Raw genomic sequence first — 22,117 nt, 5'->3', positions numbered from 1 at the left:
GGGTGCCCCCGCTCGGGCGGCGACAGCCTCCTCGACAGCACCTGCGGCTGGAGACGTGTCACAGACCCGTCGGGAGCGGGCCGGCTCGGTGGACCGCTCGACGACCACGCGTGCGGCTGCCCCGACCGACTCGACCGCCGCCACGCCGCAGCGCACCCCACGGACGACGTCCTCGGCTTCGACGTCGGCTGACGACGCCACCGCTGCCCCGTCGCCGACCGACGGAGCCCGCACGGCCACGGCCACGGGCACGGGCACGGCCGCCGGCACGGTCTCGGCAGCATCACTCCCGGGCGGCATGCACGCGCTGCCGGCGCACCGCCTCCTCGACACCCGCACCGGCCTCGGCGCTGCCAAGGCGGCGGTCGCCGCCGGCTCGAGCGTGTCGTTCCCGGTGACCGGGCGCGAGGGCGTGCCCGCGACCGGTGTCGGCGCGGTGGCCCTGACGGTCACGGTCGTGTCACCGACCGGCCCGGGGTTCGTGACGGCGTACGCCGCGGCGTCGCCGGTGCCGACGGCGTCGTCGCTCAACTACGCGACGGGTGACGTCGCGACGAACCTCGTCGTCACTCGCCTCTCGGCCGACGGACGCGCCGAGCTGCGCGTCGGCGGCTCCGGGTCGACGCAGCTGCTCGCGGAGGTCGTCGGCTGGGTCGAGGCCGGCGACGGGACCGAGCCGGGCGCGTACTCCCCGCTGGCCCCGCAGCGGCTCCTCGACACCCGCGACGGGACGGGTGCCCCGAAGGGCATCCTGGCCGGTGGCTCCACGGTGCGGCTCGCGGTGGCCGGGCGCGGTGGTGTCCCGGCCGAGGGCGCGGGTGCGGTCCTGCTCAACGTCACGGCGGTCGGCGGTACGGCTGCCGGCTTCCTCACCGTGGCGCCGACCCTGACGGGTGACGCCACGACCTCGAACCTGAACTACAACGCCGGTCAGGTGCGCGCGAACCTCGTGCTGGTTCCGCTGTCGGACACGGGTTCGGTCGACCTGCGGGTCACGAGCAACGGGTCGGTGCACGCGATCGCCGACGTCGTCGGCTGGGTGCGCACGGGAACTCCGGTCGCAGACGGGTCCATGGCGGCCGTCGCGCCGGTGCGCCTCCTCGACACGAGGACCGATGGTGGTGGGCAGGTCTACAACAACGGCTGGGCCGAGATCCCGGTCACGGGCGTCGCCGGGGTGCCGTACGGCGGCGTGCACGCGGTCCTGCTCAACGTCACCGCGACGCGTGCGACCGCGCAGGGTCGCGTCAGCGTGCTCCCGGGCGCGAGCAACCTGCCGACCGGCTCGCAGGTGCAGTTCACCAAGGGACGCAACGACGCCAACCTCGTCCTCGCCCCGGTGTCGGCCGACGGCTGGGTCGACCTCCTCGTGCAGTCCTCGGGGTCGGTCGACCTCGTGGCCGACATCGTCGGTTACGTCACCGGCCCCACCGCCGACGTCCAGCCCCCGGGCTCGGTGACGGGGCTGACCGTGACGCAGCCGACGAAGAACTCGATCTCCCTCTCGTGGCAGAACCCCACCGACGGGGACCTGAGCGGCGTCACGATCCGCCGGGTCGCCGACGGCGCGACGACCGGCGACCCCTTCGAGGGCACCGTCGTCGCCGAGACCACCGGCACGACGTTCACCGACACGAACCTCGCGCCCGGCACGACCTACGGCTACTCGGTGTGGGCGCACGACTCGTTCCCGAACATCTCCGCGCCGGTCGAGGACTCGCGCGCCACGACGGCGCTCGCGTGGTCGGCCCCCGTGCGGGTCGCGCCCTACGTCGGGGCTCCGCGCACCATCTCGTGCGTGACCACCACGTGGTGCATGGTGGGCGATGCGTCCGGCCAGTTCCTGACGTGGAACGGCACGGCCTGGAGCGCGCCGAAGCGAGCCGTCACCCTCGCGGACACCGACACGGACGGCGGCTTCTCGTCGCTGTCGTGCGTGTCGTCGTCGTTCTGCGCAGCGGTCGCGGACAGCGGCGGGATCGTCACCTACCGGAGCGGCGTCTGGAGTGCCGCCACCCGGATCAAGAGCACCACCGGCCTCGAGCTGGTGGCCGCGTCGGTCACCTGCACCTCGACGACCTTCTGCGTCGCCGTCGGGCAGGACGACAGCTGGAAGGGCTGGACTGCACGCTTCAACGGCACGTCGTGGACGGCTGCGACCAAGCTGACGGCACCCACGGGCCGGCTCGACTGCGTGTCCACGACCTTCTGCGTGGCCATCGGCCAGGACATGTACGGCGCCGGATGGGCCACCCGCTGGAACGGCAGCACGTGGACGTCGACGAAGATCCAGCCCAACGGCTCGTCCACCTACGACGTGTCGTGCACGAGCGCCACCTTCTGCATGGCGACCTCGAGCGGGGGACTGTCGGTCCGCTGGAACGGGTCGTCGTGGAAGACCCTGCCCACCTTCGACTCCACCAACGGATTCCAGGGCTACGACGTGTCGTGCTCCTCGACGACGTTCTGCATCACCGCCGACTACGAGCGCGGCTACTCACGGTGGAACGGGACGACCTGGAGCCGGGTCACGGCGTTCGGAGCGCCTCGGGGCTTCACGTTGTCCTGCGTCTCCACGACCTGCATCGGCGCCGAGTCCCTGGGGCGCTACACCCGCTTCAACGGAACGTCGTGGTCGACGCTGACCAGCTTCGACGCGACCCGCGGCGGCATCATCGACCTTGCGTGCGGCGCCACGACGAACTGCCTCGCCACCGACGAGCGCGGCAAGGCCTACCGCTGGAACGGCACGTCGTGGGCCGACCCGGTCACCATCTCGTCCGTCGCCTCGAACGCAGCCTGCGCCAGCTCGACGTGGTGTCTCACGAACGCGTCCTCGGCGCGCACGTGGCGCAGCGTGAGCGGGTCGACCTGGTCTGCCAACGGGGCCGCTCCTGCCGACCTCGGCGACGCCGACTGCCCCGTGGCGGGGTGGTGCGTCGCCTTCGACTCCTTCGGCCACGCCAGCACCTTCAACGGCACGTCGTGGAGCGCCTACAAGACGGTCTTCACCTACAACGGCGGGGCGCCGACCGCGGTCGACTGCCTGAGCACGACGTTCTGCATCGCCGTCCACGGCGGCAGCGGCTACTGGTCGCGGTGGAACGGGTCGACGTGGTCGACGCAGACGGACCTGGCGAGCGGCACCGACCGCAGTGCCGTCGTGTCGTGCGCGTCGACGACGATGTGCCTCGCCGTCGACGAGGGCGGCACGAGCCTCCGGTTCGACGGGACGACGTGGCGACGCCTCGTCGCGCCCACGGACTACCAGCTGGAGGGCGCCTACGACGTGGCCTGCCCGACGACGAGCTTCTGCTCGGCGCTGCTCAACGGCGGGTCGGTCGCGACCTTCAACGGGACGGCGTGGAACACGGCCGCCCAGGAGACGGGCCTCTACGACGTCTGGGACAAGCCCGCCGACCGCGTCTACGAGCTCGAGTGCCCGTCGACGTACGCGTGCGTCGTGGCCGGCCGCGTCAAGGTGGTGACGTCGCACTGACGCGCGACGGCGCGTGTCAGGTGAGGGAGCGGATCGAGGCGCGTAACTGGACGGGCATCTCGACGAGGTGCTCGCCCTGTGGCTCGTCGCCCAGGACGAGCTCCATCGCGCGCCGACCCATCTCCTCGTAGGGCAGCCGGGCCGTCGTGAGCGCGGGCCGCAGGTAGGAGGCGATCTCGTCGTCGTCGAACGATGCGATGGACACGTCGTCGGGCACGCGCAGGCCTCGCTCGGCCAGGGCCTGGTAGGCACCGAACGCGACGCGGTCGTTGAGGCAGAGCAATGCGGTCACCGGGGTGCCGGCGTCGAGGACCTGCATCGTCCCGGCGTAGCCGTTGGCCGGTTCCCACGAGCCGACGTCGACGACCGCGACCGGCGTCGCACCGGCCTCGGCTAGAGCCTCGTCGATGCCGGCGAAGCGGGCACCGATCGTCACCGAGGCGCGCCGGTCGGCGGGAGCGCTCGGGGCACTGCCGATGATGCCGATGCCCTCGCCGTGCCCGTGCTCGAGGAGGAGTCGCATCATGGCGCGGCCCGCCTCGTGCTCGGCCGGCAGGACGGAGGCGGACGACCCGGCGCCGGCGCTGTTGGCCGTGACGATGCGCATCGACTCGGGCAGCGGCGGCAGGTCGAGGAGCCGGGCGGCCATCGAGCCGAAGACGAGCCCGTCGACCTGGCGGTCGATCATGAACTCGAGCGCCTTGGCGCGCTGCTTCGGGTGGTGGCCGGTCTCGGCGATGAGGACGCCCTGGTCGCGCTCGTCGGCGACGTCGAGCAGGCCGCGGATCATGGCGGACGCGAAGCGCGTGATCGTCACCTCGTCGGAGATGAAGCCGATGGTGCCGGTCGTGCCCATGCGCAGCGACCGGGCCGCGGGGTTGGGGCGGTAGTTGAGCTCGCGTGCGGCTTCGTGGATGCGGGCGATCGCATCCGGTGAGAGCCGTGACCCGGGGCGGTCGTTGAGCACCAGGCTGACGGCCGTCTTCGACAGGCCGGAGCGGGCTGCGACGTCGGCGAGCGTCGGTCGCTTGTTCATCGTCCCCCCGTCGGTCGTCCCTTGGTCGCGTATGCCGTGGGCACCCTCCGTGGGTGCCCTGCCGAGAGCGTACCCCACGGTAGGCCGGTCGCGGCCGGGTCTCTGCTGGTGAAAAGGATTTAGCAAACCCTTGTGCAGGGTGCTGTCCAAGGTCTACCGTCCGGTGCTGAAAGGTTTTAGCAGTGGCGCTGGACCTTCCCACCCCGGAGGAACCGATGAAGCTCACCCCCACCACCAAGCGCGTCGCCGTCGGCCTCCTCGCCGCGGCGCTGCCCCTCTCCATGGCCGCCTGCACCAAGGGCGCCAGCTCGAGCTCCGGCGGCGCCGGGGGCGAGCTGACGATGTGGACGCACAACGCCGGCAACAAGGCCGAGCTCGCGGCCATCACGACGATCGTCAACGACTACAACAAGAGCCAGAGCAAGTACAAGGTCAAGATCCAGGCCTTCCCGCAGGACTCCTACAACCAGTCCGTCGTCGCGGCGGCGGCCTCCAAGAAGCTGCCCTGCATCCTCGACATCGACGGCCCCAACGTGCCGAACTGGGCGTGGGCCGGCTACCTCGCGCCGCTCGACGGGCTCGACGCCACGCTCTCGAAGTACCTGCCGACGGTGCTCGGCAAGTGGGACAACAAGACGTACTCCTACGGCTACTACGACGTCGCGCTCGTCATGGTCACGCGCAAGACGATCCTCGACAAGTACGGCATCCGCGTCCCGACCACCGACTCCCCGTGGACGAAGGACGAGTTCGACGCGGCGCTGAAGAAGATCAAGGCGTCCGGCGACTTCCAGAACCCGCTCGACATCGCGACGAGCTTCACCGGCGAGTGGTGGCCCTACGCGTACTCCCCGATGCTCCAGAGCTTCGGCGGCGACCTCATCAACCGCGACGGCTACAAGACGGCCGAGGGCTCCCTCAACGGGCCGAAGGCCGTCGAGTGGGCGACGTGGTTCCGGAGCCTCGTCACCGACGGGCTGGTCCCGCTCAAGTCCGGCGCCGACCCGGCCAAGGACTTCATCAACGGCAAGACCGCGATCCTCTACAACGGCACGTGGACGGCGGTCGACACCCGCAAGGCCTTCGGCAAGGACACCCTCTTCCTCCCGCCGCCGGACCTCGGCACCGGCCCGAAGATCGGTGGCGGCTCGTGGCAGTGGGGCATCTCGCAGAACTGCTCCGACCAGGCCGGCGCGCTCGACTACATGAAGTTCGCGGCGCAGGACAAGTACGTGGCGAGCGTCGCCCGGGACACGAACAACATCCCGGCGACGGATGCGGCGGCCGCGCAGGTCAAGGGCTACGAGAAGGGCGGGGAGAACGAGATCTTCCTCGACTACGCGAAGAAGTTCGCCCTGCTGCGACCCGTGACCCCGGGCTACCCCTTCATCGCGACGGAGTTCACGAAGACCGCGCAGGACATCCTCAACGGCGCCGACCCCAAGCAGGCGCTCGACCAGGCCGTCAAGAACATCGACGCCAACCAGAAGTCCAACGGCTACTTCCAGTGACCCGCTGGGCGCAGCCATCCGGCTGAGCCACTGAGCCGAGTCACTGAACCGCGAGGGTATGCCGCCGCGTGCGGTGGGAGGGGCAGCGTGACTGCCGCCCCTCCCGCCGACCCGGGCGGACGGCATACGCGAGCTCCTGCTTGAACCCGGACCTTCACGAAAGGGGATGGACGATGACGACCATCACCGCGGCCGAGAACCCCTCGGCGATCACGCCCCCGGAGCGCAAGCCCGTCAAGGGCTCCCGCTCCTCGACCACGACGGCGCTGCTCATGCTGGTGCCGGCGGCGGTCCTGCTGATCACGTTCCTGCTGATCCCGATCGGTCTGACGTTCGGGCTCGCGTTCACCAACGCCCGGTTGATCTCGCCCCGACCGGCGGAGTTCATCGGCACCGACAACTTCGTGCGGCTCTTCCAGGACGAGACGTTCTGGAAGTCGCTGCGCAACACGATCGTCTTCGCCGTGGTCATCGTGCCGCTGCAGTCGGCGTGCGCGCTCGGGCTGGCGCTGCTCGTCAACGTCAAGATGCGCGGGGTCAACTTCTTCCGCACCGTCTACTTCCTGCCGGTCGTCACCTCGATGGTCGTCGTGTCGATGCTGTGGCTGTTCATGTACCAGAAGAACGGCCTCATCAACCAGGTGCTCCTCAAGTTCGGCATCGAGGGGCCGGACTGGCTCGGCGACCCGCACACCGCGCTGCTCGCGATCATCCTCATGTCGGCGTGGCAGGCGATGGGCTTCCACATGGTCATCTGGCTCTCCGGGCTCCAGACCATTTCGGCGGACCTCTACGAGGCGGCCGATCTCGACGGCGCCGGAACGTGGCAGAAGTTCCGCTACGTCACGTGGCCGGGGCTGCAGGCGACCCGCACGTTCATCCTCATCACCATCACGATCTCGGCGTTCGCGCTCTTCACGCAGGTCAACATCATGACCCAGGGCGGCCCGCTCGACTCGACCTCGACGCTCGTGCTGATGGCGGTCCGCACCGGCTTCCAGCAGCAACAGACCGGCTACGCCTCGGCGATCTCGCTCGCGTTCTTCGTCCTCGTGCTCGCCGTCACCCTCGTCAACCGCTACTTCACCCGAGACAAGGACGTCGTCCGATGAACGCCACCCCGACCGGCCCTGTCACTGACATCGCCGCCGGCACCGGCACTGTTGCCGGCACCGGCACCCTGGCCCACGTCGCCGAGACCGCCGTCCCCGAGCACCACCGGGGCGGGGAGCGGCCGCACCCAGCCCGGGCGGGGCTAGGGCTGCTGCTGCGGATCGTGCTCTGCCTCGTGTTCGGTCTGCCGCTGCTGTTCATGGTCGTCAGCAGCTTCAAGCCCGACCTGCAGATCTTCGACGACCTCGGCAGCTGGAAGGCGTTCCTGCCCACCGGCGACATCTCGGCGGACAACTACACGGGCGTCTTCGACCGGGTCCCGTTCGCGCAGTTCATGATGAACTCGGTCATCATCACCGTGGTCACCGTCGTGCTCGGCATCCTCGTCAACTCGATGGCCGCGTTCGCGCTGGCCCGGATCGGGTTCAAGGGCGGCGGCATCGTGCTCGGCATCATCCTTGCGACCCTCATCGTCCCCTTCGAGACCCTCGCGCTGCCGCTGCTGTGGTGGGCGAACCAGCTGCCCTTCCTCGGGCCCGACGGGTTCAGCCAGGGCTGGCTCGACACCTACCAGGTGCAGATCATCCCGTTCATCGCCAACGCCTTCTCGATCTTCCTCTTCTACCAGTACTTCGACTCCATCCCGAAGGAGCTCGACGAGGCGGCGAAGGTCGACGGCGCGGGGTGGTTCCGGATCTACCGAAGCATCGTCATGCCCCTGTCGGGCCCGGCCATCGCGACCGTCGCGATCCTCACCTTCCTGCCGATGTGGAACCAGTACCTCTGGCCGCTGATGTCGGTGCAGACCGAGGAGCTGCGACCGGTGATGGTCGGCATCGACTACTTCAAGCAGCTCAACACCTCGTGGGGGCAGATCATGGCCTACGCGACGATGATCACCGCGCCCGTCCTCATCCTGTTCATCGCCTTCCAGCGATCGTTCATCAACTCCATGGCCAGCAGTGGCGTGAAAGGCTGACTCGTGTTTCGTCTCCCTGAGGCCTGGGTGTGGGACTTCTGGCTCGTCGACGACGGCGAGCAGTACCACCTCTTCTTCCTCTACGCCTCGCGGGCGCTGCGCGATCCGCACGCCCGGCACTACCGGGCGTCGATCGGGCACGCGGTGTCTTCTGACCTGGTCCACTGGGAGCGGGTCGTGGATGCGCTCGTGCGGTCGGACGCGCCGGCCTTCGACGAGCTCGCGACGTGGACCGGGTCGGTCGTGCGACACCCGGACGGGCGGTGGTTCATGTTCTACACCGGGGCTCGCCTCAACGAGCACGGCGCGAACGTGCAGTCGATCGGGTATGCCGTGTCCTCTGACCTCTACGTGTGGGACAAGGCGCCGGCGCCGGTGCTGGAGGCGGACGGGCGGTGGTACGAGAGGTACGCGCCGCCGCCTCTCGGGAACTGGCACGACGAGGCGTTCCGCGACCCGTGGGTGGTGGCTGATCCGGACGGGGACGGGTGGCACATGCTGATCACGGCGCGGTCCGCTGTTGGGCCTTCGGCCGATCCTGCTGATCGGGTGGACCGGGGGGTGGTCGGTCACGCTTGGTCGGCCGACCTGGAGAGCTGGGAGCTTCGGGAGCCCCTGTCGTCGCCTGGTGCTGGCTTTGGGCAGCTCGAGGTCTTCCAGACGCACGTGGTGGATGGCAAGCAGGTGCTGCTCTTCAACTGCGCAGTCGGGGACATGCCCGAGGCGGCCCGCGCGGCCGGCATCACGGGAGGGGTGTGGATCGCGTCGGCCGAGTCGGTGCTGGGGCCGTACGACATCGCCGGCGCTCGCGAGATCGACGACCCCACCCTCTACGTCGGCAAGTTCATCGACGACCGCGAGACGGGCGAGACCAAGTTCCTCGCCTTCCGCAACGAGACTGGCGGCCAGTTCATCGGCGAGATCACGGACCCGTCTGCCGTCACTTGGGACGGCGACCGCCTCGTCCTCGCTAGCAGCGCCATTTGTACCGGCTCGCTGCTAGGAGGAGACGAGATGGCTGGCTAGGGGTCGCTTGATGGCGACACAGACTCAGGCGCTGTTAGCAACCGTCACTGGCTCAGGCGCGACTCGACCAGCACCAAGTCGCCCAGCGTACGGTCAAGCTGTCGCGAACCGACCCAAGATTATCCATCGCCGCCGCATTAGAGCGGCGGCTATGTCTCAGCCGCCGCAGTCAGTCTGACGTCCCGCGCGAGTATGTCCGCCCCGCCCGAGCGCGCCGTGGGGAACTGGGGCGACACTCGGCGGCTGCCACCCAGCCCGGTCGCCAACCGAGTAGGACGCCCCATGCGCGGCGGCCCCTGGGCAGCCCCCGCCGTTGCTGAGCCCGCGGGTCGGGCCCCTTCCAGTAGACCGCACACGTCGGGGATGCCTCCGAGGCCACCGTAGCGAGCGGTCCTACACTCGCGCGCCGCGTAATTCCAGTCGAGGCAATGTCCTTTACCCGCGGTATCGGTCAACAACTAGCTCCTTCTCGGCCGGACCAAGTTGACCACGGGGTGGGGTGGGCGCGACATGCGGCAAGACTGGTGAAGCCGCGCAGCCCGCGTGCCTTCCGTGGTCGGTGCCGCCGCTGCCTCACGGGGCACCATACGGCATGCACCCTGTGCGTAGGATCTACACCTGCTCCTCGGCCTTCATGTCCAGGTACGGAGCCACGTCAACGGGTGTCGGTGCTGGGTGCGATCCTCGCTGTACGGCACCATTGTCACCACCCCTAGAAGAGGACCCGATGAACGCCTCCGACACCCACGACTTCACGTTTGCCGACCTGTTCGCCGGGATCGGCGGCATTCGCCGCGCCTTTGAAGGGGCAGGCGGTCGGTGTGTCTTCACCAGCGAGTGGAACAAGTTTGCGATGGAGACTTACCGAGCGAACTTCACAAAGGACGAATCGCGCTCAGATCACTCGTTCGTGGGCGACATCACAGGGATCACCCCCCGGGCGGTCAAGAAGCACGACGTGCTGCTGGGCGGATTTCCGTGCCAGCCATTCTCTATTGCCGGAGTGTCGAAGAAGAATGCCTTGGGTCGTGCCCATGGATTCGCTGACCCAACTCAAGGGACGCTCTTCTTCAATGTGAAGGAAATAATAGCGGCCAAGCGGCCGGCCGCCTTTCTCCTGGAAAACGTCAAGAATCTTAAGAGCCATGATCGGGGTCGTACCTTCGAGATTATCGAAGACCAGCTACGGGACAAACTCGGATATCATTTGCAGTCCCGAGTCGTAAACGGCAAGGGTTGGACGCCGCAGAATCGTGAGCGCATACTTATCGTTGGATTCAGGGAACCCACCACCTTTAATCTGAACACGCTTGACCTGCCAGCTCCTGAAAGCGGGCCAAAGGTGGATAAAATCTTGCATCGCAAGGGTGAGCCGCTGATACCTCACGACGCGGGCCGATACTTCGATCCGCGGACAGGACGCGTGGACCCTAAGTATACGCTCACAGAGAATCTGTGGACGTACCTTCAAGACTACGCTGCGAAACATCGAGCGGCGGGGAATGGATTCGGATTCGGTCTGGTACGTCCTGGCATGACGACAAGGACACTCTCGGCGCGCTACTTTAAAGACGGCTCTGAAATTCTCATCGAACAGCGAGGACTGCGCCCGCGCCGTCTTACTCCGCGCGAATGCGCTAGGCTCATGGGCTTCCCCGACGACTTCATAATTCCAGTCTCGGACACACAGGCATACCGGCAGTTTGGCAACAGCGTGGTCGTGCCAGCGATAGTTGACGTCGCCAATGCGATGCGCCCTCATATCGTCTCAGCACTTGCGGCCTCCTCTGATCGAGTCGCCTGAAGCCAGTGGATGCGAGAATCGACGACGTATTCGTCGGCGTGTTCGGCAAGCGACTCGCCGCCACAGAGATTCGAGGGCAGTCGGTTTCCAGGTCGCAGGCCATACATGTCGGCGAGGCGACAGCGTTGTTGGGAATGCCAAAGGGCAAGCACTACTTCGAAGCGAGTTTGATTCGACTGACGGACGACGCAACTCCTGTCATGGAGACGGAGCGTTTGACGTTGAGCGATGTTCGTGCCGGACAGCGGGCAAGAAAGCCCGAATGGCGCTTGAACTACCCCGTGAGCTCCGCGGTTATGAATGCGGCCACCCCTGGTGACCTATGCTGGGTGGCGCGGCGCCGCGACGACCCTGATTCTCTATTGCTTGTGGTAGCAGCTGCAGGAAGTGAAATCGAAGCGCGCTTGGATCGCCTGATGGACACGGATCTTGTGGGTCGTCAGCTCCTTATCCCGATGGACGACATCAAGGAGTCAAGCTTCGAGCCCGGGAGCACCTCATCTGATGGATCCGAGCAGATAGACGGGAGTGACGCATGGATCTTGCAACAGCTGGGCGTGCCACTCGCGACACCGAACGAGGGCCTACTTGAGCACCTCATGGCAAAGATCGCAGGCAAACGAGTCAGTCACAAGACCGGATTCGTGGCCGTGGAGTCATTCTGCACCGCGGTCCGGTCCCTGCTCCCGGAGGTAGACGGTCGAGATGCTGATGAGGCAATAGCCACTTGGATGCAGGTCACCGAGGAGTTGTATTTCCTGTACGAGGAATCCGTGATTCAGAGGCGACTTGACGATGCATTCGCTAATCGAACCAAGATCGACATCAAGACGTTCACATCTGTCGCGAGCAGCGTGCTAAATACCCGCAAGTCTCGGGCGGGCGGTGCCTTCGAATCCCATCTGTCCGCAGTCTTCAGGGCCAATGGCATCGCCTTTACGCGGGTCACCAAGCCTTTGCGCTCAGACAAGACCAAGCCAGATTTTCTAATGCCTAGCTTGTCCTTGTATCAAGACGATGATTTTCAAACGGGCCTACTATCGACCGTCGCGGCCAAGCGCACCTTGAAGGAGCGATGGCTGCAGGTAGCGTCGGAGGGTAAGCGTATCCCGACGAAACACTTGGCCACAGTCGATCGCGATGTGGCTAGCGACACCATCCTGGGAATGCCATCCCACAACATTGTTCTGGTGATGCCTCGTTCGCTCAGGGATACGCGCTACTGGCTCAATGCTCGAGACGTTTGGACGCTCGAAGATCTTCTATCCATGTTGCTAGACAAGCAGGCCGGGGCAGCTGACTTGGGTTATCTAACCTCTTTCTCATAGGCGAAGGCTGCAGTTCAGAGAGACTCGTCTCCACCCACCTTCTCCAACTCCCCTACTCGCCCATCACCTGTATGTGCAGTGGGTCAAAGCATCGCGCATGCGTCACGCTGATCTGCGCTGCAGCACATCTTCAGCGGCCTTATGCGAAGGCGGTTCCGGGTGTCACTCGTGACGATCTAGCGAAACCCGCTGTTCAGGGCCCGTTGGTGGATCTCAAGAAGCCTCGCAGCTTGACGCTCGCTAGGCACCTTTGGCCGCGCTCCAGTCATGAGCGCGACGATGTCGTTGTCGGTGGGCGAGATAAGTCGATTCTCACGGCAGAAGGCATGAACTTCCTTCCATTCGTCCACGCTGATCTCGAAGACCTTGGACTGCGCAGCGATATTGGTGTCAATCCTCTGCGTGGCGCGCGCGTCCTTGTGGGCTTGGGCAGCGACGCTGGCCGAGACTAGCTCGCCAGCGAGGCTGGGGGGGAGGTCGTACGCGACCTTCTTGACCAGCTGCCAGCACTGCTCTCGCTTGGCCCACTCGGTTACGTTCTGGATCGGACGCTGCTCTGCGGTGAGCACACGAAAGCAGAGATGAGCGATGTCGAGACATGCCTCTAGGAGAGCCGCAGAGGGTTGTTGCCGGTTCCAGATCGCGAGGAAGTCCAAACGAGCACCCCGCGCTTGGGACGCGATGGTGTGTGCCAACTTGGCCATGGTATAGGCAACAATGTTGGCCAAGTAACCGGACTGATACCACTCGCTCTTTGCCACGCGCACTCGAATGGCTTGGAACAGAATGGCCTTCGCGACCAGCTCTTTGAAATACGCCTCGTTGAACTGCGTGTCGCTACTCGCCCATCTGTCCGCAACGGAGTTCGCGAAGGCGAGGAAGTTCTTCTGCGCTCCGGCGCTCACCTTGTGTGGTTCTTGTCCCCATGACACCGAATACTTGGCGGCGTCCGTCTTAGTAATGAGCTGGGCTCGCGGGTAAACCGCTTCGAACTTTTTGGCTTCAGCTGGGGGTAGCTTTGCCCTTTCGTTTTGGTACTGGCCGCGGGTTCGCTCGTAAAACCACTTCGTCTGGAAATGGGTTCCGGCCATGCTGGGCACCAGAACCTGTCGTGACAACGTCTCGATGCGTACGTGGAACGGGCTGTTCGAGAAGAAGTCCGCTTCACTGATGCGGTTCTGGCTGTTCGCATAGCGCGAGACGTTTGGAACCAAATCAATAGCATTTTCGGGCTGCACCACGACGAGCTTCATCTGAACGTGGACCTTAGAGAGGTCGGGCTTCGGAGAACTGTCCCGACGCACGTAGAACAATGACGCCGTCGTCTGACCGCCGTTGACGATCTGAAGGTCGCGCAGCCGGAGGATCGATCCGTCTGGGCTTGTCTCGACAGCAGTTGCGGTCGCAGTCACGCCGTTGTTGTAAGCGAGGAACAATTGCGGATCACTGAGGATTGTCGTTCGGATGCCCTTGTTTATGTTTCCACGTCCACTCAGGAACGAGCGAACGTTGCTTTCCAGCAGTCGGCTTCCGTATCGGCCATATAGGTCAGCGAGAAGCTCACCTGGAACGGCCGCCAAGTAGGTCTCGAACTCCCCTTCCCCGCGGACGGTCAAGGCCGGAACGCCGCCTGCGCTCCACTCGGTGAGGTCAAGGTCGAGTTGAGCGCGTCCCTGGGACGACGTGGCTAGAGCCTCCAACCGTTGTAGGTCCCAGATGTGGAAGTCGACAGGGATCTCGCCCACGCTGGTCGAAGGCAAACTGGCCACCCGTGACCCTAGGGTGAGGTCGGTGAAAAGGTAGAGGCGGAAGCGCGTGATGGCCCGACCTCTGCTATGGATGTCGCGTGCAAGCTGGACCGCAGCTTCGGATGGCTCTCGGTCTACGGGAAATGTCCCGGCGACGGCATCGCGCAAGTAGGCCTCGAGCAGACCGAAGAGGCGCTGCACCTCGGCGTTGCCCATGGTCCCTCCAGCGCCAGAACCATCGAATTGCGAGATTGCGAGGGCGACTGAGTCGTCGCTGTCGCCGAGGTCGTGACCGTCGACACCGCTGTTGCGACGGCCACTCTGACCTCTGAAGTGGATCGGGATGAGGTTTTCGATCTCTTCAGCAGCAGCCATCCGCTCGGCCATCTCGGTCACGAACGCGGACGCGGTCAGATCATTGTCCACATCGGCACGCACCTCGACGGTGTTAAGCAGCTCTGAGAGAAAGTCATTCATGGCAGATGCCTCTCATCCACAACCCAAGCTTCCAATCCTCGGACGTCCAATTGATACCGCACTGAGCTGACTGGGCTCGGTATATCGACGGCCCGAAGGCTCGGGAAGCTGGAGTCCACACGAAATACGGTCGTGTTCTGCAAGGTGAAACACGTATCCGAATAGTAGGAGTCAGACAGATCCACTCCAAGGCGAGAAACCAAGAGGTCGAACAAGTGGCGTTCGGCCGGGTTGACGCCGAGAGCGTCCCTCCATGACAGCACGAGATCGACCAGCGAGCGAGCTCCCAAGGACTCGCGAGATCGTTCGTCAAGGTCGAGCACCAAGAGATGCAGGGTCTTGTCACCCGGATCGAGCTGCTCTGCGGACGAGACCTTCACCGCGGTGGCCTTGGATCGTTTGGCCTTCACCTCCCAGACGTGCCCCGAGGGGAAAGTGAAATCCTGAACGCCGCCCAGGGGGCCTGACCATGAGCGAACGAGTTCGGCACGGGATCTCCCTCGGCTTACGACTGTCTCCCCCGCCCACAACTCCGCCACGAGACCTCTGAGCTTCTCCAGCGTCAGGCGCTTGGCAGGACGCGGTCGAAGAAGCACCTGCCATTGTGCAAGGGCGAGCAGGAACTCGTCGATGGCCGTCATGGATGCCGTGGGCACGGCTGACCTTTGGGCCAGATCTACACCTAGTCGCACGAATGTGGGAAATAGCGATTGGTCGGCGAGCGTCCAAGTCGTGGCCCAGAGCCCGTCGTCACGTTGGGACGAGGAGGTGGTGACGTCACGGCTGAGATCTTCCAATTCCGGATCGTGGGCGCTAATGAGCACCATCACCGCTCGCCCCTTCTCGTCTGAACCGAAGAGCAGGTTCAACGGGTGGCGTGGATCGAAATACTTCTTAGCCGGCGACCGGTCTGAACACAGCCGCGCCCACTGGCCCTCGACGTCGTCAGTCTGCATCCGTGCCCCATTCCAGCTGCGCGAGCCACCCCTGCTGCGCAACCGTGTTGATGATGTAGTCGGCGTCGGTCGACGTGTCATTCACGTCCACGTGGCGGCCCGGTATCGCGATCTTGGTCGCCACGACCAAGTGGCCGCCAACGTGATCGAGCCCGTCAGGCGTCACGTTGTCCTTCCACTTTGGTCGTAGCGGATAGAGCATTAGCACGGGCCGTGGCAGGCAGTGGTAGAAGGCGGTCTCTGGAACACCCTTGGGACGCTTACCCTCCGGCCACTTCTTCGAGTTCCAAAATGCGGCCGTTGCTTCTTCCTTGGCCTCCTTCGATATGAAGTTGAGAGAAGCCACGTCCGAGGAGCCAGCCAGCCTGGCCGAACCGCCTGAGACCCTGAGAACAGTGCCATCGGAGGCCGTCAACATGCGCTCGGGCGGATAGAGCGGAAGTCCAAGTCGCATATCGGGATCACCGGTCTTCCTGCCATTGGCCAGCACGACATCCCATTTCTGCATACTTGGTGATTTCGCATTGCGCACGAAAGTCTGGAGGTTGTTGCCCGTCCAGATGAGCTCTGCTTGGTCCGTCGCCAAGCCGTCCAGATAGTCGGCAATCGTAGACTTTGGCACTCCGCGCCAGCCTGGCCAGTTCATCCGGTTCGCCGGTTCGCTTGGTGCGCCCAAGACTGTCAGCAGTGTCCTCAAGGCCGACTCGTTCTTGGCGAGACTGGCATCCTCGCCAATGAGGCGAACGGTCTCAATTCTGCGACCGCCAAGAGAGACTGACTTCTTGAACGTCGTGGCCGCCTTCATCTTGTTTCGCGCAGTTACCAACAGACTCTCAGGATGCTTCTTCACGGCGAGCCCGAAGTCCGCCGGAGTGAGACGCTGCGCCTTCATCTCTGCGAGATCGTCTCGGAGTTCTCGAACCGCCTCATCGACGAATCGGAACTGGTCTGCGACGTCGGCTGTGATCCACAGTCTAGTTAGGTCCTGGAATCCGTCACGGTAACCGAACCAGCGCGCCATCTGCATCAACGTGTCGAAGGCGCCTGCTTGCCGGTAGAAGTAGCTGGTACTCAGGCCATCCAACGTCAGCCCTCGGCTCAAGACGTCCCCGCCGACAGCGATCATCCTTGGCGGCTTGTCCCACGCCAACTCTTGGTCGACTAGAGCCTTGTCGCGGTCGGAGTTCACTAACGTCACGCGAATGTCGGCTACAGAGGACCAGAGTGCGTCGAGAACCTGCGCCCAAGAGAACTCCACGTCCGAATAGACCTGATCGTATGCCTCCTCGAGTGACTCGAGGTGCGAATTGGGTTGCCCGTCGGCATAAGCGGCGGCATGGAATTCCGCGGCATTGCGCAATTCGACTGCGTATTGCTCGACGAGTTCGTGAACCTGACGCTGGATGTTCTTGAAGCGTGACACGTTGACCAACATCGAACGCCCGCCGCCATGACCGCGGAGATCTCTGACCGCCGTCGCGATCAGGAAAGTTCTCACGGCCAATTTCAAGCTTGGTGGAAGGCCTGGTACGGAGTCTCCTGACTTGTGCCGGCTGGGCACGTACGCCTCCGCATCCGTCACATCCATGAGGCCGCCGTCGAAAACGTCGTCGCTGGTGCCGAACGTCGCGCTGGCCCCCACGTAATTGGTAGGTGTCTCGAGGCTGTACACGTAATCCCGGGGAAACAGATCGTTCTGGTGATCATGGTCGATGAATATGTTGGCGAAGGGTGTTGCAGTGAATGCGATATATGAACTGCGTGTGAACTTTCCTAGGATGCCTCGGATCGCTGCGTTGATGGCCGTAGGCGACTCCTCGGCTCCAGTGTTCACGGACGCGTAGTCGGACTCATCATCAAGGAGAAGAAGCGGCAAGTCGATTCGTCCCGTGGTGCCTGCCTGCTGTCCCAACCACTCTTGGACGGCGTTCAGTACGCTTTTGTTCTTCTTTAGGACAAAGACATACGGAGAGGGTGTGTTTTCCGAAACGGTGATGCTCGACGCCATCAGGCTGGACTTGCGGAAATCCTGCATCACAGTGGTCATGCTTTGAGCGTCGGCGATCGTCTCGTTCAACAGTCCGATGCCGACGAACTTCTTACTTGCTTGTTGGTTGCTTTGGCCACCCTTCTGTGCGATGAGTCTGGTGTCTCTCCCGATGAATGCCTCATCCAAGCGTTCCTGAGTCTGTTGCCTAAGACTCTCGGTGCTTCCGGCAAGCACGATGATCAGTCGGTACCCCGCGTCAGCAGCTTTGTTGAAGAGCCCGAGGTACGTCCCCGTCTTGCCTGACTGGACATCACCGATGACCAAACCGCGGCGGCCCCATGCGCCTCCCGCTTTTGGATCGCCGACGAGGTCGAGGATCTCGTCTGTGAGATGTCCAAGCTTGTCCACGACCTTCGGAGGCCGACCGTTTTGCAGAAGCCATTGTTTATAGGCCTTCCAGCGTGACCACTCGATTTCACTCCGCCTCCCCGGGAGCCAAGAGACGAAGTCTTCTGAAGTCACGGCGGTGCCCAAGTCGACGTCGATCTGCAGCCGCTGGATGAGTTCACGCGTCATCGCGTCGATCTCGGCGTCCGACGCAGTAGGAGCGAGGACCGGTCGTAGACCGGCGACCATGTCACGGAGTTCCTGCTCCGTGTGCAGACCCGTGCTCAGCGCTCCGCTGACTGCGAGCTTAAGTTGTTCCATCGCCACGTTCTCAGCCACGTACGGCCTCCTTGAGGATGTCAGCGCCCCGGGGGTGACCGCTGAAGGGTTCGACGTTGATCATGGCGGCGACGAAAGCATCTTTGGTGGCGGCTGGGCCGGCGGCGGCCGAATACTTCGTCCACATATCACGCGCGATTTCTGCGATGGCGGATTCTTCCAAGCCGTTCTCCATCACCTGATCCTTTGCCAAACGATTGAAGATGTCGTCGCCAGGCATCGTCGCCTCAATCAGGGTGAGGAGCCGTCCCAGCTCTGCCTCCCCCTGTCCCCCGGACGCGACGAGGGCGGCGTCCACTGCGGGATGGCTCCTATTGAGTGAGTATGTGAATCCGTTCTCATGTGTCACGAGCTGCCAGACATGCTGAGTCGCGCTCTTCTCCTTGCGACCCTGCCAGTTCAGGGTGTTCTTGCTGGGCGTGGTCACGCGGTCAGCGAACTTCTTCAATCGCCGACGCACCTCGGGGGGCGGTTGCGCGGTGGCCTTCTTAATGTCCAGCGCCCAAAGGTGGTCGAGCGAGTTGGGGACGTCGACCTGAACCCTCGAGAGCTTGGCCATGTCCTGTCTGGGAAGGATTCGGAACCAAGTTCCCCAGATGACGAGGCGGCGGGCCCGGTAGATGTAGAAACCTTGGCTGTCACGCAGTTGTCCAGCCACCTGCAAACTTGCCCGGTCCGCGGCGGACAGTGTGGTCAGCCGAGGTACCGTGAAGGGCTGGACCGTGACCGTGGACCCCTCCACCTTGAACGACTCGGACGGTAGGCGCTGTGTCCGACGGTGAGTAGAGAGGAAGGGGTCGATGGCGGGGATCGCGCGGCTGTTCAGCCTGATGACGAGCGCTCTTCTGGAGTCCCCGATGAACCTGTGGAAAATGAGGCCGAGATGATCCCGCACGCCCAGCATCGCGGAGTCCATGTCGGCCGCAGTTTCGCCTGCATGTGCTCGTAACTGGTCGAGTTCACGCCAGAGAACAAGAGTGCCAGATTCAAGGGCTAATAGTCGCTCCACCCCCGGAAGTGACTCCACCTCGACATCGTCGAGGCGCAGTAAGGACCAAGTGCCTTCACGCAAAAGGTGATCTAGGTTCCAAGAGTAGGCGACCACGCCCTCACTCGTCTTGCTCACCAAGGTTATGTCGCGGCACTGAGAAAGTGAAGCCGTCTTTAGGCCCAGGCCAAAGCGGCCGAGGTCGTCGGCCGGTCGCTGTTCGGTCGAGCTTCGAGCAGCCAGACGCATCGCTTCCCGTGCCGCTTGACGTGACATGCCCGAGCCATTGTCTAGGACGGCAACGAAGTCGCCGGGTTCGCTCGCGAACGAGATGTCGATTCGCGAGGCTCCGGCAGTGATCGAGTTATCGACGAGGTCGGCGATTGCTGCTTCCAGCGTATAACCAACCGCTCTCATGGACTCCATGAGGTGCGGTTCGGGAGGGATCTGTTCCTCGGTTGCCATTGCCTCGCTGCTTCAGCTTACTGTGGTCCGCCACCTGATCTTAGGCGCAGAGTGATATGGGCGCCTCGTTAACGTTCGAAGCCTTGGGGAGCCCAACCATGCCATGAACCAGGCATCTAGTGGCCGATTCGGTGAGGCGGTGTGTCCGCCTACTCTTGGCCCAGTCTCCGCTCGACCACGTCAGCCATCAACCCAGGCGCGAGATGCTCCCAAACTCGTATGGGCTCCCAACCCGCGGCTCGAAGCACACGGTCGGTGTCCTGATCCCGGAGTCGGTTCGCCTCGATCTTCGCTAGCCACCAGTCCCGATTCCTGATCGGAGGGACGAAATGGTCCGGGCAGCCATGCCAAAAGCAGCCGTCGACGAAGACGGCCACGCGGTGTCTGGTGAAGGCGATGTCGACCCGCCGCCTCGGCAGCCCGGGCACGGGGTACTGGACACGGAACCGTCGACCCCGACGGTGCAGCTCGCTCCGTAGGGCGGTTTCGGGTTGTGTCCCGTCTCGGCGCTGCCGTCGGAAGCGTTCACGGACAGCAGCGTCAATGGGTGGTTGCGGCGTCGGAAGAGCCGTTGGTGTGACCGTTCCTGGAGCGGTCGGACGGGCGTCCATGCGCCAAGCCTGGCAGGCGTGCCTGCCGACGCAAGACGTCAGACTGGTAGCCCTTCTTTCGAATGCGGAGGGCGTCCGTCACCAAGGCGCATCTCGCTCTCGCCTGCGATGCGGAATCTTGACTGCACGAGTTGGTCGACCCTCAAGGTGGCCGTTGCAAAGCGCAATCAGCTACTGCAGCCTCCAGCCCCCGGATCGCTTGCCAGCTTTCGACGCTAGAACGCCGTCGTTCCGCAGATTCTGGGCCGCCCAGCGGAGGTCGTATTGCCATGTGAAGAACAGGTCTCCAGAAGCGCGCAACTCAGGCTCGTGGCGCTCCCAGACGTATCGAGCAACCTCGACCACCGACATCTCGCGCCCTTGGTCGCGAAGAGCTTGCACGATCCAAGTCTCCAAGTCACTTTTCTCAGCCACGGGAGCAGCTTGGCAGCTTGAGTCAGATCCTGCGTCCTATTTGAGCGTGTCGTGAACTTTCGTGTGGCCCCAAGGGGATGGGTGTAACGGTGACGACCCCGCACCTCCGTTGCGCGGTGTTGCCGCGGCTTCGGCATCTCCAGCTCGGCTCGACGGGCCGTCAGTCGCAGTTGGGGCAGGGGCCGGAGACGGGCATCTCCATGAAGCACGTGGGGCAGACCGCGCCGCGTCGCGCCTCCTGTGCTGCGGCCGCACGCGGGGTGCTGGCCCGGACGACCCGGGTCTTGGCGGTAATGGTCGGCTTCGCGTCGGCGGGGACGTCGGCTCCCCAGTGGCGGTAGCACTCGAGCCGGGATGTAGCCGCGTGGGTCTCGCGCTCGAGCGGGTCGGTGATCGGTGACTCGCCCGCGACACGGAGCACCTCGTCGTACGCGGCGCCGACCTGCCCGTCATCCTTGTGCACGACGAGCGACGCGAGCGGCGGCTCGTTTCGGACGTGGTTGACCTTGACCAGGTCGGTCAGCAGCGCACCGATCCAGTTGCGCATCTGCGACTTGGTCCGCAGCGCCGAGCGGCGCTGGACCTCCTCAGCGAGCTCGGAGTAGGTGATGACGGCGTTGTAGCGGCCGGCGGTCTCCACGAGCACCTCGTAGGCGTGCTTCGCCCAGTAGGGCTGGGCGAACTTCGCAGTCACGAACGTCTCGTGGTCAGACATGGTGAGCCATTCGATTCCTTCGTGGTTCTCTCGATGAGATACCAGTCTCCACCCATCGCCTCGGCGGCCCTCACCCACCCACCGATGAGTCAATCCTCAACGTGTGGAGGACTCAGACGCAGCGCCGATCCAATCGATCATCTCGTCGGTCGTGGCGACCTGGGCGAAGAAGGTGCCGACCGTGGCCAGCGAGGCTCGCTGCACCTCGGCCACCTCGAGGCCAGGCACCCCACCCGTCGTCGTGGCGTCGCTGATGAAGAACGCGCGCACGTCGCGGACCATCGCCTCGCGGGCCGTCGTCTCGCAGCAGACGTTCGTCTCGATGCCCGTGATGATGATGGTGCCGACGCCGAGCAGCTCGAGCCGGGCCAGCAGGTCGGTGTCGTGGAAGGCGCCGAAGTGCGGCTTCTCGAGCACGTGGTCGGACGGGTCCATGACGAGCGACTCGTGGAAGGCGGCGCTGTGGGACGTGCGGTCGAGCATCCCCTCCCGCACCGGCGGGAACATCTCCCCGAGGATCCCGAGATCAGCGTCCGCAGGCACCGCATGCCGGACGTGGATGACCGGGATGGCCGCCCCACGGCATACCTCCGCCAGGCGGTTGATGCGCTCGACGACGGCGGGCGCGTCCGCCGCGATCTCGACGAAGACGTTCTGGACGTCGATGTTGAGCAGGGCCATCCGGCGCGGGTCGACCTCGAACTGCATCATGGTGCGCCTTCCGGTCGCCT

The 22,117-nt window shown here is 64.4% G+C and carries 15 protein-coding genes; 7 read left to right on the top strand and 8 right to left on the bottom strand.

Annotation, left to right across the window (positions count from 1 at the left end; translation table 11 throughout):
- Positions 1-55: 55 nt before the first annotated feature.
- On the top strand, positions 56-3,499 hold the full coding sequence (locus ASG96_RS18300; protein WP_157610996.1) for a fibronectin type III domain-containing protein: 3,444 nt from the start codon (positions 56-58) through the stop codon (positions 3,497-3,499).
- Between the two features lie 16 nt (positions 3,500-3,515).
- On the opposite strand, the gene ASG96_RS18295 is transcribed toward ASG96_RS18300, so the two are convergent.
- A complete protein-coding gene (locus ASG96_RS18295; protein ID WP_056750622.1) occupies positions 3,516-4,535 on the bottom strand; it encodes a LacI family DNA-binding transcriptional regulator in 1,020 nt (339 codons plus the stop codon).
- 215 nt (positions 4,536-4,750) lie between these two features.
- On the opposite strand from ASG96_RS18295, the gene ASG96_RS18290 reads away from it, so the two are divergent.
- From ASG96_RS18290 to ASG96_RS18270, 6 genes are all read left to right on the top strand, one after another.
- The gene (locus ASG96_RS18290; RefSeq protein ID WP_056750625.1) at positions 4,751-6,046 is read left to right on the top strand and encodes a sugar ABC transporter substrate-binding protein; all 1,296 of its coding nucleotides are present in this window, start codon (positions 4,751-4,753) and stop codon (positions 6,044-6,046) included.
- Positions 6,047-6,219: 173 nt separating this feature from the next.
- Positions 6,220-7,158, top strand: a complete 939-nt coding sequence (locus tag ASG96_RS18285) for a carbohydrate ABC transporter permease (protein WP_056750628.1) — start codon at positions 6,220-6,222, stop codon at positions 7,156-7,158.
- Positions 7,155-8,138 (top strand): carbohydrate ABC transporter permease, encoded by a 984-nt coding sequence (locus ASG96_RS18280; protein ID WP_157610994.1) that lies wholly within the window; start codon positions 7,155-7,157, stop codon positions 8,136-8,138. The genes ASG96_RS18285 and ASG96_RS18280 overlap by 4 nt, the downstream gene beginning before the upstream one ends.
- Positions 8,139-8,141: 3 nt before the next feature.
- Complete coding sequence (locus tag ASG96_RS18275) at positions 8,142-9,164, top strand: glycoside hydrolase family 68 protein (protein ID WP_057588838.1); 1,023 nt, start codon at positions 8,142-8,144, stop codon at positions 9,162-9,164.
- A 727-nt stretch (positions 9,165-9,891) separates the two neighbouring features.
- On the top strand, positions 9,892-10,968 hold the full coding sequence (gene dcm / locus ASG96_RS22795) for a DNA (cytosine-5-)-methyltransferase (protein ID WP_255359603.1): 1,077 nt from the start codon (positions 9,892-9,894) through the stop codon (positions 10,966-10,968).
- Positions 10,969-10,973: 5 nt separating this feature from the next.
- Positions 10,974-12,296 carry a type II restriction endonuclease gene (locus tag ASG96_RS18270; protein WP_082591871.1) on the top strand — a complete coding sequence of 441 codons (1,323 nt, stop codon included), beginning with the start codon at positions 10,974-10,976 and terminating at the stop codon, positions 12,294-12,296.
- 176 nt (positions 12,297-12,472) lie between these two features.
- Here the strand turns inward: ASG96_RS18270 and ASG96_RS18265 are convergent, their stop codons facing one another.
- The 7 genes from ASG96_RS18265 to ASG96_RS18230 form a co-directional block, all read right to left on the bottom strand.
- Entirely contained in the window at positions 12,473-14,521 is a 2,049-nt protein-coding gene (locus tag ASG96_RS18265) for an AIPR family protein (protein ID WP_057588836.1), read from the bottom strand.
- Positions 14,518-15,477, bottom strand: a complete 960-nt coding sequence (locus ASG96_RS18260) for a PD-(D/E)XK motif protein (RefSeq protein WP_057588835.1) — start codon at positions 15,475-15,477, stop codon at positions 14,518-14,520. Before ASG96_RS18260 ends, ASG96_RS18265 begins: the two co-directional genes overlap by 4 nt.
- A complete protein-coding gene (locus ASG96_RS18255; RefSeq protein WP_057588834.1) occupies positions 15,467-18,193 on the bottom strand; it encodes a Z1 domain-containing protein in 2,727 nt (908 codons plus the stop codon). The genes ASG96_RS18260 and ASG96_RS18255 overlap by 11 nt, the downstream gene beginning before the upstream one ends.
- Positions 18,186-19,646: an ATP-binding protein gene (locus ASG96_RS22790; RefSeq protein ID WP_082591869.1), complete on the bottom strand. Its 1,461-nt coding sequence runs from the start codon at positions 19,644-19,646 to the stop codon at positions 18,186-18,188. The genes ASG96_RS18255 and ASG96_RS22790 overlap by 8 nt, the downstream gene beginning before the upstream one ends.
- A gap of 149 nt (positions 19,647-19,795) precedes the next feature.
- Entirely contained in the window at positions 19,796-20,257 is a 462-nt protein-coding gene (locus ASG96_RS18245) for a very short patch repair endonuclease (protein ID WP_082591868.1), read from the bottom strand.
- Between the two features lie 574 nt (positions 20,258-20,831).
- Positions 20,832-21,386 carry a hypothetical protein gene (locus tag ASG96_RS18235; protein ID WP_057588831.1) on the bottom strand — a complete coding sequence of 185 codons (555 nt, stop codon included), beginning with the start codon at positions 21,384-21,386 and terminating at the stop codon, positions 20,832-20,834.
- Between the two features lie 96 nt (positions 21,387-21,482).
- Positions 21,483-22,097: an isochorismatase family cysteine hydrolase gene (locus tag ASG96_RS18230; protein ID WP_057588830.1), complete on the bottom strand. Its 615-nt coding sequence runs from the start codon at positions 22,095-22,097 to the stop codon at positions 21,483-21,485.
- Between the last annotated feature and the right edge of the window lie 20 nt (positions 22,098-22,117).

It is taken from the genome of Terrabacter sp. Soil810, from assembly GCF_001429645.1.
GTDB lineage: Bacteria > Actinomycetota > Actinomycetes > Actinomycetales > Dermatophilaceae > Terrabacter.
The sequence above is the reverse complement of the archived record's forward strand: the minus strand, read 5'-3'. Positions and strand labels throughout refer to the sequence as shown.

Excerpts from the sequence above, each read along its gene's own strand:
- ASG96_RS18235 (WP_057588831.1), bottom strand. The coding sequence starts at position 21,386 with ATGTCTGACCACGAGACGTTCGTGACTGCGAAGTTCGCCCAGCCCTAC.
- ASG96_RS18230 (WP_057588830.1), bottom strand. The coding sequence starts at position 22,097 with ATGATGCAGTTCGAGGTCGACCCGCGCCGGATGGCCCTGCTCAACATC.
- dcm (WP_255359603.1), top strand. The coding sequence starts at position 9,892 with ATGAACGCCTCCGACACCCACGACTTCACGTTTGCCGACCTGTTCGCC.
- ASG96_RS18290 (WP_056750625.1), top strand. The coding sequence starts at position 4,751 with ATGAAGCTCACCCCCACCACCAAGCGCGTCGCCGTCGGCCTCCTCGCC.
- ASG96_RS18295 (WP_056750622.1), bottom strand. The coding sequence starts at position 4,535 with ATGAACAAGCGACCGACGCTCGCCGACGTCGCAGCCCGCTCCGGCCTG.
- ASG96_RS22790 (WP_082591869.1), bottom strand. The coding sequence starts at position 19,646 with ATGGCAACCGAGGAACAGATCCCTCCCGAACCGCACCTCATGGAGTCC.
- ASG96_RS18265 (WP_057588836.1), bottom strand. The coding sequence starts at position 14,521 with ATGAATGACTTTCTCTCAGAGCTGCTTAACACCGTCGAGGTGCGTGCC.
- ASG96_RS18280 (WP_157610994.1), top strand. The coding sequence starts at position 7,155 with ATGAACGCCACCCCGACCGGCCCTGTCACTGACATCGCCGCCGGCACC.
- ASG96_RS18260 (WP_057588835.1), bottom strand. The coding sequence starts at position 15,477 with ATGCAGACTGACGACGTCGAGGGCCAGTGGGCGCGGCTGTGTTCAGAC.
- ASG96_RS18245 (WP_082591868.1), bottom strand. The coding sequence starts at position 20,257 with ATGGACGCCCGTCCGACCGCTCCAGGAACGGTCACACCAACGGCTCTT.
- ASG96_RS18285 (WP_056750628.1), top strand. The coding sequence starts at position 6,220 with ATGACGACCATCACCGCGGCCGAGAACCCCTCGGCGATCACGCCCCCG.